The following is a 12,994-nucleotide window of genomic DNA, read 5'->3' on the forward strand; positions in this document are numbered from 1 at the left end:
CACGGCCTCCTGCGCGGTGGGGCGCGGGGTGTCGGCGATGCCGATGAAGCCGAGCAGCGCGATGCTGACCGCCGCCGGTCCGATGGGCGCCGACGCCGCGCGTGCCGCCGGGCTCGCGCCCACGGTCGTCTACGAGCCCGGCGACCCGACCACCGCCGCCGACACGCGGGCGGCCGCCGCCGCGCTCGCCCCGCGCGTGGACCTGCTGCTGTTCGCGGGCGGCGACGGCACCGCCCGCGACGTGCTCGACGCGCTCGGCGACTTGGGGGGCGGCGCGGTTCCGGGGCCGGTGCTCGGTGTCCCGACCGGGGTGAAGATGCACTCGGCCGTGTTCGCCGTCCATCCGCGGGCCGCCGGCGAGGTCGCCGCGCTGTTCGCCGCGGGCGCCGGGACGCGCCCCGCCGAGGTCATGGACCTGGACGAGGACGCGGTGCGCGACGGCCGGGTCTCGGCCCGGCTCCACGGCCACATGGCGGTGCCGGACGTCCCGGTCCGCGTGCAGCAGCGCAAGATGGGCAGCTCGATCACGTCCCCGTCGTCGGTCGCGGGCATCGCCGCCGAGCTCGCGGACCGGGCCGGGCCGTCCGAGCCGCTCGTCCTCGGGCCGGGCGGCACCATGCGGGCGGTGGCCGCCGCGCTCGGCGCCGACGTGCCGGTGATGGGCGTCAATGTGCTGCGCGACCGGCGCGCCGTCGCCGTGGACGTGGCGTCCGGCCCGCTGGAGAAACTGGTCCGGTCGGCGCCGGCGTGGCTGGCGGTGACCCCGATCGGCGGGCAGGGGTTCCTGCTCGGCCGCGGCAACCAGCAGATCTCCCCGGACGTCGTGCGCGCCGTCGGGCGCGACCGGCTGATCGTCGTCGCGACCGAGGCGAAGCTCGCGGGCCTCGGCGGCCGCCCGCTGCTCGTCGACACCGGCGACGAGGCCCTCGACGCCGAACTGCGCGGGCACGTGCCCGTCCTGACCGGGCACGGCCGCGCCGCCATGTACCCCGTCCACTGACCTCACGACCCCGTCCACTGATCTCACGAGAAGGAGAAGCGGTTGATCACTCTGGAGGGCAAGCGCGCCGTGCTGACCGGCGCCGCGTCCGGCATCGGGCGGGCCACCGCCGAACTGATGGCCGGGCTCGGCGCCGCCGTCGTCCTCGCCGACGTCGACGAGGCGGGAGCCGAGGTCGCGGCGGGCATCGAGAAGGCGGGCGGGCGCGCCGCGTTCGTCCGCGCGGACGTGTCCCGGGCGGACGACTGCGCCCGCGCCGTCGCGGCCGCGCAGGACCGGTTCGGCGGCCTCGACGTGCTGTTCAACAACGCCGGGATCATCCGCCGCACCACCGTCACGGAGATCACCGAGGACGACTGGGACCTCGTGATGGCGGTCAACGTCCGGTCGGTGATGCTGATGAGCCGGTACGCCGTTCCGCTGCTGGAGGCGGCGGGCGGCGGCAGTATCATCAACACCGGCTCGGGCTGGGGCATCCAGGGCGGCGCGCGGGCGGTGTCGTACTGCGCGTCCAAGGGCGCGGTGGTGAACATGACCCGGGCGATGGCGATCGACCACGGCGCGAGCGGGATCAGGGTCAACTGCGTGTGTCCGGGGGACACGGCCACCGGCATGCTCGCCGAGGAGGCCCGCCAGCTCGGGGAGCCGGCCGAGGCGTTCTACGCCGGCGCGGCCGACCGGCCGCTCGGCCGGATCGGGCAGCCGGCCGACATCGCGCGGACGGTGGCGTTCCTGGCCAGCGACGCGGCCGCGTTCGTGAGCGGTGCGGTGATCCCGGTCGACGGCGCCGGGACGGCGTGACGACGATGCGGCCGCCGGCCGTCTGGAGAGGGTGACGCGAGCATGGCGATCGAACGGCGCCCGCTGCGCGAGCAGATCAAGGACGAGATCCTGGAACGGCTCGGCCGCGGCGAGTTCGCGCCCGACCAGCCGATCAACGAGATGGCGCTCGCCGCGGAGCTGGGGGTCAGCCGCACCCCGCTGCGCGAGGCCCTGATCGGGCTGGAGCGCGAAGGGATCATCGTCAGCGAGCGGGGCAAGGGGTTCCGGTTCGCGCCGATGAGCCCCCGCGAGTTCCACGACCTGACCACGATCGTCGCGGCGCTGGAGTCGCTGGCGCTGGAGCTGACCGATCCCGGGGATCTGCGCTCGGTGGCGCCGCGGCTGCTGGAGGAGGCGCGGGCGTTCTCGGTGCCGGAGGCGGAGTACGAGGTCATCGAGCGCTACGACGACGCCTGGCACGACCTGATGCTGTCGGGCTGCCCGAACGAGCGGCTCATGGACCTCATCACCTCGCTGAAGCTGACGATGCACCGGTACGAGCGGGTCGTGGTGGGCGACCGCGAGGTCCTCGAACGGTCCGCGGAGGAGCACGAGCGGATCGCCGAGCGGCTGGTCGCGGGCGACGTGCCCGGGGCCGTCGAGGCGCTGAAGGCCAACTGGATGAGCGGGAAGGACCGGATCATCAAGCGCCTGGAGGCGTGACGGCCCGCCGGTCCGGGCCGCGGTGCATCAGTTCCGCGGCACGGGGAACGGTTCCCGGTCGTGAGCGACGCCATCCTGGAGTACCTGCGCGGCCTGATGTCGTCGCCGTGGATCTACGTGGCGCTGTTCGGGCTGTCGATGGTCGACGCCTTCATCCCGGTCTTCCCCAGCGAGTCGCTGGTGGTGACCGCGGGCGTGTTCGCCCACCACGGCAAGCCGTGGCTGCCGCTGGTGATCGTCACCGCGTGGGCGGGCGCGTTCTGCGGCGACCACGTCTCCTACTTCATCGGCCGCTACGCGGGCGGCTGGCTGGAGCGGGTCTGGCTGCGTCCCGGCAGCCGCCGCCGCAAGGCCTACGACCAGGCCGGGAAGCTCCTCGACAAGCGCGGCGGCCTCATCCTGCTCATCGCCCGCTACATCCCCGGCGGGCGGACGGCCGCGACCCTCGTGATGGGCGCCGTCGCCTACCCGCTGCGCTCGTTCTCGCTGTTCGACGCGCTCGCCACCGGCCTGTGGGCCACGTACTCCACGATGATCGGCTACCTGGGCGGGGCGGCTTTCCAGAACGACCCGTTCAAGGGCCTGCTGCTCGGCCTCGGCATCGCCATCGGCGTGTCGGTCCTGGTCGAGGCCGGACGCTGGCTGTGGCAGCGGTTCGGGCCGTCCGGGCATGACGGCGGGTCCCGGCGGGACGCGGACGAGGCGGCGGACCGCCGGTCCCGCTGACGCCGGCCCGGCCGTGCGGGCGCGTCAGCGGGGGTAGCGCGTCCCCCGCCGGCGGCCCATCCGGATCCCGCTCAGCACCAGGCTGACCAGGAACACCACCACGCCGATGATCAGCAGGTAGAACAGGCCCTTCACGACCACCCCGACGATGCCGAGCGCGATCGCGACGATGAGCAGCAGCAGGAACAGGACCATGGCGCTCTCCCCCCTCGGCCCGCGCGTCCCCCGGCTCGGGGGGCGGTCAGCGGCGGCCCAGCCGGCGCTCGGTCGGCGCCGCCCCGTACGGCAGGTCGTAGTACTCGAAGACGGCCTGCTCCTCGCTCGCGGGCAGCTCGCCGTCGGTGCCGATCGAGGGCGCGCCCTTCACTTCCTTCTTGTCGTGGGCGAGCCGCAGGTGCCCCGGCCCCACGGCGGCCCCGGCGAGCGGCGCGAACACCAGCCGCTGCCGGGTCGGCAGCCCCACCTTGACGGTGGCGAAGGACGGCTGGTCGGTGGCGGTGTCGACGTACACCGCCTCCAGCTCCCCGATCCGGCTCCCCGACGGGTCGACCACGTCGTGCCCCCGCCACTCCCGTATGTCCTCTATGGCGAACATGTCACACACCCAGACATCAAGTCGTTCTTCCCCTTAATCCACATCTACCCAGTTCAGAGCGGATATCTCGGTGCCGCGCGGCGGCGGGCTCACCAGGGGCTCAGGACGAGCTCGGCAGCGGGAAGGGGGCGCCGTCGAGCCGGAGCGCCCAGACGGCCTTCGTCGTGGCGAGGCCGTTGGTCAACGAGTCGGCCCGCAGGGCGGCGACCACGATCTGGGCGTGGGCCGGGGCGGCCGACGCCTGCAGCTCCAGGTGGACGGTCGCCGCGCCGCGCGCGGGAATCTCCATGATCTTGTCGGAGACGGCCTCGAAGGACCGGCAGTTGTAGTCCGCCACGACGAACGGGTCCTCGGGCGTCGCGTCCGGGTCCTGCCGGCCGTCGGCCCGGGCGAGGGCGAATTCCAGGGCCGGGGTCGTGCTCCGGTCGGAGTCCTCGGTCCAGCCGGTCGGGTCGTCGTTGTGGATGGTCAGCGTGATCGGGTACACGGTGGCGGTCCGCATCCGGCCGCAGCCGGTGTGCCGGGTCGGCTTGCCGATGGTCATCGTCATGCGGGCGTGCACCGCGTCGTTCTCGCCCTCGGCGGGGAGCGCGAACGTGTGGGAGGCGCTCCTGGCGCCGTCGCCGCCGGAGGACGCCAAGGCGGCGGCGCCGAGCCCCGCCGCCGTCGTCACGAGGGCCGCGGCTCCCGCGAACAGGCCCAGGCGGAGCCGCCGCGTCCCGCCCCGCCCCGCGCCGCCCGTGCCGGGCGGAAGGTTCACGTTGTGCATGGTCACGTTGTACGGTCCGGGACGATCACCGGGCCAGGCCCGCGCCGTCCCCGGTTTCGGGGACAGGGCGGTCAGCGCTGGTCAGCGGCGTCCCGGCCGGGCTCCGGCAGCGGGACGCGCAGCTCCACGCAGGTGCCCGCGCCGGGCGCCGCGTCCACCCGGACGGTGCCGCCGACGTCCGCCACGCGCCCCTCGACCGAGCGGGACAGCCCGAGGCGCCGGGGCCGGGCGGCGGGGTCGAACCCGCGGCCCTGGTCGACGACGGTCACCACGACCGCGCCGTCCTCCACGGCGGCTCCCAGCACGGCCCGGTCCGTCCCGGCGTGCTTGATCACGTTGGTCAGGGCCTCGTGGCAGGCGTCGAGCAGCGCGCCCGCCACCACGTCCGGGACGCCCGACAGGTCGTCGTGCGGAGGCGGCGGGAACCGCACCGCCACCCGCAGCCCGTCGCGGGCGCGGTCGCGCGCGAGCGCCTGGAGGCCCGACGCCAGGTCGGGGACGTCGCCGTCCGGCACGGCGCCGCCCCGCTCCACGAGCCAGCGCAGCCAGGCCGCCTCGGCCCGCACCTGGTCGCGCATCCAGGCGTCGGCGACCCACGTCCCGCCGCCGAGGGTCTCCAGCGTCTGCAGGACGCGGTCGTGCAGCATCCGCGACTGGCGCTCCCGTTCCGCCTCGACGGCCCGCCGCCGCGCCAGCTCCAGCGCCGCCGCGCGGGAGGCGTCCAGCTCGGAGGCCATCCGGCGCAGCTGCCGCGCGACGAACCACACGACGGGCGCGATGCCGAGGTAGCTGGCGGCGTTCGGCACGGCGTTCCACAGCGGCTGCCCGCTGGACAGGTGGTCGGCGGCCCCGTAGACCAGCGCGAGCGTCGCGGCGCCCGCCGCGACCTGCCAGGCGCGCGGGAACAGCAGGCCGAGCGCGCACGACCCGACCAGCGTGTACGGGTAGGCGAAGAACCCCCAGGTGTGGACGTCGGCGCCGGCGACCAGCGCCGCGTTGGCCGCGAGCGCGGCGCAGCCCGCCGCCAGGTCCGCCCAGCCCGCCCGCGGATCGGGCCCGCCCCGCCGCAGCGCCCACCCGGCGAGCAGCATCGACTCCGCGAACATCGCGGCCGCCAGGACGACGGCGAGGCCGAGCAGCTGCCCGCCGCCCGCGCCGGTGCCCAGCGCCACCGCGACGTTGAGCAGGGCCGCCAGCCGGGTGGCGAGCAGCGCCCACGCCTCCATCCGCACCACCCGCGCCGCCGCCTCGCCGGGACGCGCCGCCGCCCCTGCGGCGGGCACGGCGGCGGACACGGCGGCAGGCACGGCGGCGGGGGGACGCGCGGGTGCCGCGTCAGCCGGGCGGGCCGCCGCGTCCACCGGGGTCCCCTTCGGCGAGGTTGCGGGCGAACCAGGCCAGCTCCGCCTTGTTGCCCAGCCGGAGCCTGGCGCGGATCCGCTTCACGTACGTGTCGACCGTGGACGGCGCGACGCCCATCCGCCGCGCGGCCTGCGCGTGCGTCATCCCGCGGGCGATCCAGTCGAGCGCCTCGCGCTCGCGGGCCGTCAGCGCCGTCCCGCCGCCGCCCGGCCGGCTCCGCTCCGCCGCCCCGACGATCGCGGCGAGCTGCGGCGACAGGTGGAACCCGCCGGCCGCCACCTCGCGGACCGCCGCCCGCAGCGCGTCCTCCTCCATGTCCTTGGTGGCGTAGCCGGCCGCGCCCGCCGCCATGCAGGCCAGCACGTCCGCCGGTCGGCTCGCCGCCGACACCACCAGCACCCGCGTGACCCGGCTCAGCTCCCGGACCGCCGCGACGGACGGGCGGTCCCCGTCCAGGTAGAGGTCGCACAGCACCACGTCGCAGCCGCCCGGGTCGGGCAGCGCGGCGGGCGCCGCGACCGAGGCGACGACCCGGACGTCCGCGTCCTCGGCGAGGATGGCCGCCAGGCCCCGCCGGGCCACCGGGTGGTCGTCGACGATCGCCAGCCGCAGCACGGCCCCATTGTCGCGGCGGCGATCACCCGGCGGAAGCCGCCCGGCGCGGCGCCGGAACCACCTCACCGCCGTCCGACCGGCATCGACGCCGTCAAGGTGGGCATGGGAGGCGGGAGGGCTGGAGGTCTCATGCGCGTGCTGGCGGTTCGGACCGTTCTTCCGGAACATCGCTATGACCAGCAGCAGATCACCGAGGCCGTCGCCGGGACGGTGCGGACCGACCAGCGGCTCCTCGCGCGGCTCCACTCCGCGACGCAGGTGAGCGGCCGCAACCTCGCGCTGCCGATCGAGGACTACGACCGGCTCACCGACTTCACCGCCGCCAACGACACCTACATCGCCACCGCGCTGGACCTGGCGGAACGCGCCGTCCGGGACGCCCTCGACGGCGCCGGCCTCGACCCCGGGGACGTCGACCACCTGATGTTCTGCTCGTCGACCGGGGTGGCGACCCCGTCGCTGGACGCCGCGCTGGCGCAGCGGGTGGGACTGCGCGAGGACATCCGGCGGCTGCCGGTGTTCGGGCTGGGCTGCGCGGCCGGCGCGGCCGGGCTGTCCCGCGTCCACGACTACCTGAGCGCCTGGCCCGAGCAGGTCGCGGTCCTGGTCTGCGTCGAGCTGTGCTCGCTGACGGTCCAGCGCGACGACGCGTCGGTGGCGAACCTGGTGGGCAGCGGCCTGTTCGGCGACGGCGCCGCGGCCGTGGTCGCGGCCGGCGACCGGCGGAGGGTCCGCGTGCGGCGCCCGGACGGCCCGGGCCGGGGCCCGCGCGTCGTCGCGACCGCCAGCCGCCTCTACCCGGGCACGTCCCGGCTGATGGGCTGGAACGTCGGCGAGCACGGCTTCCGCATCGTGCTGGCCGCCGACCTCGTCGACCACGTGAAGGCGACCCTGGCCGACGACGTCGCCGCGTTCCTCCAGGGGCACGGCCTGTCCCCCGGCGAGATCGCCTCGTGGGTCTGCCATCCGGGCGGCCCCAAGGTGATCGAGACGATCGCCGAGGCGTTCGGGCTCGACTCCGGCGAGCTGGACCTGACCTGGGAGTCGCTGCGCGGCGCCGGGAACCTGTCGTCGGTGTCGGTGCTCAACGTGCTGGAGCAGACGATCGCGCGGCGGCCGCGGCCGCCCGGCGCGCCCGGCCTGCTCATGGCGCTCGGCCCGGGGTTCTCCGCCGAGATGGTGCTGCTGCGGTGGTGACCCCCTGATCGCCTACACGCTGCTGATCCTGCTCGTCGCCGCCGAGCGGCTCGCCGAGGTCGCCCTGTCGCGCCGCCACCTCGCGTGGGCCAGGCGGCGCGGCGGCGTCGAGTACGGGCGGCGGCACTATCCGGGGTTCGTCGCCGTCCAGGTCTTCCTGCTGGCGGGGGCGCCGCTGGAGGTCTGGCTGCTGCACCGGCCGTTCGTCCCGGCGCTGGGATGGCCGATGCTGACCGTCGCCGTCCTCGCCCAGGCGCTGCGCTGGTGGTGCATCGCGTCGCTGCGCGAGCAGTGGAACACCCGGGTCGTCACCGTCCCGGGGCTCCCGCTCGTCGACCGCGGCCCGTACCGCCTCGTGCGCCATCCGAACTACGTCGCCGTGGTCGCGGAGGGCGTCGCGCTGCCGCTCGTCCACACCGCGTGGCTCACGGCGTCGGTCTTCACCGTCGCGAACCTCGGGATGCTGGCCGTGCGGCTCCGCGTCGAGAACGCGGCGCTCCGGCAGGCGCCTCCCGCGGAGGCGGCGCAGAGCGCGCGCTGACGACTCCGCCGGGTGCACCGCCCGTTTACTGAGCGTGGTCGCGGGTACCCGCCGATCGTCGGGGGCAAGGCGAACCGCGCGGGCGGGAGGGGCGGGCAGTGGCGTTTCCTGGAGCGTCCCTGGCCAGGGCGGCGCTGAACGTGCCGGCCGCCGCCGCGGACGCGGCGTCGAACCTGGCCGCCAAGGGCGCGGAACTGGGCGCGCGGACCACCGCCACCGGCGTGCGGACGGGTGCGCGCCACACGTCCCACGTCCTCGGGGCCTTCGCGTCCCTCGCCTCGGGCGGGCGCAGGCGGCGGGTCTGGGCGCACGGCGGCCGGGCCCACATACAGGCCAACGGGCTGGGAGGCGGCGGGGAGCGCCACCGCCGGTACGTGGGGGCGCTGACGGAGGCGCTGCGCGGCCTCGAAGGCGTGGACTGGGCGGAGGTCAACGCGGTCACCGGCCGCGTCATGGTGACCTACGCGGAAGGCACGGTGGACCCCGGCGACCTCGTCTCGACCATCGAGGACGTCGAAGAGGCGCACGACGCGGACAAGTTCGACCACGCCGCGCACGCGATGCCGCCCGACGACGACGCGGCCTGGGCGGCCGCCACGTCCGCGCTCGTCGCCGACTGCGCCGGGGCCGTCGGCGCCGTCGCCGGACGGCTGCTGAACCTCCCGCCGATGCCGAGCCCCGTGCGGGCCGCGGTGTCCGTCGCGGACGCGCTGCCGCGCTTCCGATCGGTGCTGGAGCAGCAGCTCGGCAGGCTCCGCGCCGACGCGCTGCTCGGCACCGCCAACGCCATCGTCCAGGGGGCGGGGCAGGGCATCGCCCCGCTGGCCGCCGACGCCGCGCACCGCGCCTTCCAGCTCTACGAGATCGGGGCGCGCCGCGACGTGTGGCGGCGCCGCGAACCGGACCTCGCGGTCGCCGGAGAGCTGCCGCACGCCGGCGCCGGCCGCGCCGAGCGGCCGTGCCCGCTGCCGGACGGCCCGGTCGAGAAGGCCGGGAACCGGACGGCGCTCGGGCACCTGCTCGGCGGCGCCGGGGTCCTGGCGGGCACGCGGGACGCGTCCGCCGCCGCCGACCTGCTGCTGGCGACCGTCCCGAAGGCGGCGCGGCACGGCCGGGAGGCGTTCGCCGCGGTGCTGGGGCACGACCTGGCGGTCCGCGGCACGGTCGCCCTCGACCCCACCGCGCTGCGCCGCCTCGACCGGGTCGACGCCGTCGTCATCGACTCGGGAGTGCTGTGCGACGGGGAGCTGCGGCTGCTGTCGGCCGTCGCCCTCACCGGCGGCATGGACGACGCGGACGTCTGGCGCGCGGCCGGCACGGTCCTGGCCGGCCGCGAGCCGGACGACCTCGCGGGACCGGGCCCCTGGCCCGCAGACGGCGACGGGGACGCGTGGCGCCTCGCGCGCGCGCCGGACGCCCCGTCCGGCGGCCCCGCCGACCCGCAGGGCGTCACCCTCGACCTGCTGGACCGGCGCGACCGGCGCTGCGGCCGGGTGCGGGTCGGCTCCTCGCTCGACCCCCTGGCGGAGGCACTGCTGTCGGCGGCGCACGAGGCGGCCGACGTGGTCGTCCTAACCGAGCACGCCAGCATCCAGGAGCTGGTCGCCTGGGGCGACGACTCCCCCGTCGACGTCGGCGGCCTGGCGGAGTCCGTGCGCCGTCTCCAGCGCGACGGCCACGTCGTGCTGGCGATCTCCAGCGGGCAGGACGAGGCGCTGGACGCCGCCGACGTCGGCGTGAGCGTGCTGCGCGGCCGCGGCCTCGCCGACTGGCGCGCCGACCTCGTGACCGGGCCCGGGCTCGCCGGCGCGTGGCGGCTGCTGACCGCCGTCCGGCCCGCGCGGCGCGCCAGCGACCGGGCCGCGGAGCTGTCGCTGAGCGCGTCGGCGCTCGGCGCGCTGCTGATCGCGGGACGCCGGCCCCGGCGGCGCGTCGGCGGGCCGCTGCTGCGCCGGGCCGTCGCGTCCTGGCCGGACCTGCCGCCCGTGCACGCGGCGTCGCTGATGGCGATGCTCGCCAACGGGCTGAGCGCGCGGCGGCTGGAGCACCGGCCGCTGCCGCCGCCGGTCGTCCGGGACGCCTGGCACGCCCTCACCGCCGAGGAGGCCGCCCGGCGGCTGGCCCGCGCCGCCGGCCCCGGCGAGGACCGGGAGCCGCGGACGGCCGGACCGCTGGTGCAGCGGACCGCCATACGGCCGGTGAAGGCCGTCCTGCGGCTCGCCGCCGCGGTGCGGCAGGAGCTCGACGACCCGCTGACCCCGGTGCTCGCGCTCGGCGCCGCCGCGTCCGCCGTGGTCGGCTCCAGCGTGGACGCGCTGCTGGTCAGCAGCGTCATGGCGGGCAACGCCCTGATCGGCGGCGCGCAGCGGATGCGCGCGGAGAAGGCGCTCGGCGAGCTGATGCTCGGCCAGCAGACCCGCGCCCGCCGGGTGCGGGCCGCCGCCGAGCCGGACCGGACGGCCGCCGACCCGTTCGCGCACCTGCGGACCGCCGCCGTCGAGCAGATCGCGGCCGGCCGGCTGCGCGTCGGCGACGTGATCCAGCTCCGCTCGGAGGACCTCGTCCCGGCGGACGCCCGGCTGCTGTGGGCCGAGTCCCTGGAGGTGGACGAGGCCACCCTCACCGGCGAGTCCGTGCCCGTCGACAAGAACGTCGAGCCGTCGCCCGGCGCCGACCCCGCCGACCGGCACTGCATGCTGTACGAGGGCACCACGGTCGTCGCGGGCAGCGCGATCGCCCTGGTCGTCGCCACCGCCGAGGCCACCGAGAGCGGGCGCGCCGCCGCGCTCGCCGGGACGGCCGACGCCTCGTCCAGCATGCAGGCGCGGCTGGCGGAGCTGACCCACCAGGCGCTGCCCGCCACGCTGCTCGGCGGCGCGGCGGTCACTGTGCTCGGCATGCTGCGCGGCCTGCCGCTGCGGCGCGCGCTCGGCTCCGGCGTCGCGGTCGCCGTCGCGGCCGTGCCCGAAGGGCTGCCGCTGGTCGCCACCCTCTCCCAGCTCGCGGCGGCGCGGCGGCTGTCGCGGCTCGGCGTGCTGGTCCGGTCGACGCGGGCGCTCGAAGCGCTCGGCCGGGTCGACACCCTGTGCTTCGACAAGACCGGCACGCTCACCGAGGGACGGCTCCGGCTCGTCCGCGCGACGGGCCCGGCCCGCCCGCACCCGCTCACCGGCGAGGGCGAGCGGCGCGTCCTGCGCGTCGCGGCGCGCGCGTGCCCGCCGCCGGGGAGCCGGCAGGTCCCGCACGCCACCGACCGCGCCGTCCTGGACCGGGTCGGCGACCTGCCGCCGGACGGCCGGTGGTCCCTCGCGGAGGAGCTGCCGTTCGAGACCACCCGCGGCTTCTCGGCGTCGCTCGGCCACGACGGCTACCGGACGGTCCTCGCGGTGAAGGGCGCGCCCGAGGTGCTGCTGGCCCGCTGCACCCGCGTCCACACCTCCGCCAACCGCGACGAGCCGCTCACCGCGTCCCGGCGCCGCGCCGCCGCGTCGACCGTGCGGCGGCTCGCCGGGCAGGGGCTGCGCGTGCTCGCCATCGCCGAGCGGCCCGTCCCCGACCCCGGGGCGGTGCGCGGCCGGATCGCCGACCACGTCGAGGACCTCGCGCTGCTCGGCTTCATCGGCATCGCCGACACCCCGCGCCCCACCGCGCAGGAGGCCGTGCGGCGGCTCGGCGCCGCGGGCGTCCGCACCACCATGATCACCGGCGACCATCCGGACACCGCCGCGGCCGTCGCCGCCGAGCTCGGCATCCCCGACGCGGACCGGGTCCTCACCGGCGCGGAGCTCGACGCGATGGCCGCCGCCGACCGGATCGCCGCCGTCCAGCGGGCCGCGGTGTTCGCCCGCGTGTCGCCCGCGCAGAAGGTCCGGATCGTCAAGGACCTGCGGCGGGCCGGCCGGGTCGTCGCGATGACCGGCGACGGCGCCAACGACGCCGCCGCCATCCGCCGCGCCGACGTCGGCATCGCGGTGGTCGGCCGCGGCTCCGGCGCCGCCCGCATCGCCGCCGATCTCGTCCTCACCGCTCCCGACACGGCGCTCATCCTGGACGCGCTGCGCGAGGGCCGCGCGCTGTGGAACAGCGTCCGCGACGCCGCCGCGATCCTCGTCGGCGGCAACGCCGGCGAGGTCTCCTTCACCGTCCTCGGCACCGCGCTCAGCGGGGACGCGCCGCTCAGCACCCGGCAGCTGCTCGTGGTGAACATGCTCACCGACATGCTCCCGGCGCTCGCCGTCGCGATCACGCCGGCCGACTACGGCGGGGAGGGGGCGGCGCCGCTCGGCGGCGAGCCGGTCCGCGGCTTCACCGGCCGCGAGATGCGGCGGGCGCTGGCCGTCCGCGGGACCGCGACCGCCGCGGCGGCCCTGGTGTCCTGGCAGCTCGGACGGCTGACCCGGCTCGTCCCGGGGGGCCGCCGCCGGGCCTCCACGATGGCGCTCGCCGCGCTGGTCGGCGCGCAGCTCGGGCAGACGCTGATCTCCCGCTGGCGCAGCCCGCTCGTCATGGCGACCTGCGCCGTCTCGGCCGCCGCGCTGGTCGCGGTGATCGAGACGCCGGGCGTCAGCGGGTTCTTCGGCTGCACGCCGCTCGGGCCGGGCGCCTGGGCGATCGTCACGGCGTCGGCGGTGGCGGCGACGCTGGCCGCCGCCCTGGCGCCGCGCCTGCTGCCGTCCCCCGCCCCCGTCCCCGAGCCGGCCTGAC

General features: G+C 76.9%; 12 protein-coding genes. 7 read left to right on the forward strand and 5 right to left on the reverse strand.

Translation table 11 applies throughout. The features are described 5' to 3' along the window. The 4 genes from ABZ914_RS09585 to ABZ914_RS09600 all read left to right on the forward strand — a co-directional run. Positions 1–1,000 (forward strand): ATP-NAD kinase family protein (locus tag ABZ914_RS09585; RefSeq protein WP_500192593.1); only part of this gene is annotated, 1,000 nt, incomplete at its 5' end. 42 nt (positions 1,001–1,042) lie between these two features. Beyond that, positions 1,043–1,801, forward strand: coding sequence for an SDR family NAD(P)-dependent oxidoreductase (locus ABZ914_RS09590; RefSeq protein WP_500192594.1), 759 nt, complete (start codon positions 1,043–1,045; stop codon positions 1,799–1,801). A 42-nt stretch (positions 1,802–1,843) separates the two neighbouring features. Continuing rightward, positions 1,844–2,485, forward strand: coding sequence for a GntR family transcriptional regulator (locus tag ABZ914_RS09595; RefSeq protein ID WP_500192595.1), 642 nt, complete (start codon positions 1,844–1,846; stop codon positions 2,483–2,485). Positions 2,486–2,545: 60 nt separating this feature from the next. After that, entirely contained in the window at positions 2,546–3,211 is a 666-nt protein-coding gene (locus tag ABZ914_RS09600) for a DedA family protein (protein WP_500192596.1), read from the forward strand. A gap of 24 nt (positions 3,212–3,235) precedes the next feature. Here ABZ914_RS09600 and ABZ914_RS09605 read toward each other — a convergent pair whose 3' ends face one another. From ABZ914_RS09605 to ABZ914_RS09625, 5 genes are all read right to left on the reverse strand, one after another. Continuing rightward, the gene (locus ABZ914_RS09605) at positions 3,236–3,406 is read right to left on the reverse strand and encodes a hypothetical protein (RefSeq protein ID WP_500192597.1); all 171 of its coding nucleotides are present in this window, start codon (positions 3,404–3,406) and stop codon (positions 3,236–3,238) included. A 46-nt stretch (positions 3,407–3,452) separates the two neighbouring features. Continuing rightward, positions 3,453–3,806: a PRC-barrel domain-containing protein gene (locus ABZ914_RS09610; protein ID WP_433241932.1), complete on the reverse strand. Its 354-nt coding sequence runs from the start codon at positions 3,804–3,806 to the stop codon at positions 3,453–3,455. A 100-nt stretch (positions 3,807–3,906) separates the two neighbouring features. Continuing rightward, a complete protein-coding gene (locus tag ABZ914_RS09615; RefSeq protein WP_500192598.1) occupies positions 3,907–4,575 on the reverse strand; it encodes a hypothetical protein in 669 nt (222 codons plus the stop codon). Between the two features lie 71 nt (positions 4,576–4,646). Further along, a complete protein-coding gene (locus tag ABZ914_RS09620) occupies positions 4,647–5,882 on the reverse strand; it encodes a sensor histidine kinase (RefSeq protein ID WP_500192599.1) in 1,236 nt (411 codons plus the stop codon). A 28-nt stretch (positions 5,883–5,910) separates the two neighbouring features. Continuing rightward, positions 5,911–6,552 (reverse strand): response regulator, encoded by a 642-nt coding sequence (locus ABZ914_RS09625; RefSeq protein ID WP_433241923.1) that lies wholly within the window; start codon positions 6,550–6,552, stop codon positions 5,911–5,913. Positions 6,553–6,654: 102 nt separating this feature from the next. Between ABZ914_RS09625 and ABZ914_RS09630 the strand changes: the two genes are divergently transcribed. The 3 genes from ABZ914_RS09630 (at position 6,655) to ABZ914_RS09640 (ending at position 12,993) form a co-directional block, all read left to right on the forward strand. Continuing rightward, positions 6,655–7,749, forward strand: coding sequence for a type III polyketide synthase (locus tag ABZ914_RS09630; RefSeq protein ID WP_277819873.1), 1,095 nt, complete (start codon positions 6,655–6,657; stop codon positions 7,747–7,749). Positions 7,750–7,975: 226 nt separating this feature from the next. Next, positions 7,976–8,290 (forward strand): isoprenylcysteine carboxylmethyltransferase family protein, encoded by a 315-nt coding sequence (locus tag ABZ914_RS09635; RefSeq protein WP_241755415.1) that lies wholly within the window; start codon positions 7,976–7,978, stop codon positions 8,288–8,290. A gap of 98 nt (positions 8,291–8,388) precedes the next feature. Then, positions 8,389–12,993, forward strand: coding sequence for a cation-translocating P-type ATPase (locus ABZ914_RS09640; protein WP_500192600.1), 4,605 nt, complete (start codon positions 8,389–8,391; stop codon positions 12,991–12,993). The last annotated feature ends 1 nt before the right edge of the window (position 12,994 follow it).

This window comes from Spirillospora sp. NPDC046719, assembly GCF_040645715.1.
Lineage (GTDB): Bacteria > Actinomycetota > Actinomycetes > Streptosporangiales > Streptosporangiaceae > Spirillospora.

Excerpts from the sequence above, each read along its gene's own strand:
- ABZ914_RS09595 (WP_500192595.1), top strand. The coding sequence starts at position 1,844 with ATGGCGATCGAACGGCGCCCGCTGCGCGAGCAGATCAAGGACGAGATC.
- ABZ914_RS09605 (WP_500192597.1), bottom strand. The coding sequence starts at position 3,406 with ATGGTCCTGTTCCTGCTGCTGCTCATCGTCGCGATCGCGCTCGGCATC.
- ABZ914_RS09610 (WP_433241932.1), bottom strand. The coding sequence starts at position 3,806 with ATGTTCGCCATAGAGGACATACGGGAGTGGCGGGGGCACGACGTGGTC.
- ABZ914_RS09615 (WP_500192598.1), bottom strand. The coding sequence starts at position 4,575 with ATGCACAACGTGAACCTTCCGCCCGGCACGGGCGGCGCGGGGCGGGGC.
- ABZ914_RS09630 (WP_277819873.1), top strand. The coding sequence starts at position 6,655 with ATGGGAGGCGGGAGGGCTGGAGGTCTCATGCGCGTGCTGGCGGTTCGG.
- ABZ914_RS09635 (WP_241755415.1), top strand. The coding sequence starts at position 7,976 with ATGCTGACCGTCGCCGTCCTCGCCCAGGCGCTGCGCTGGTGGTGCATC.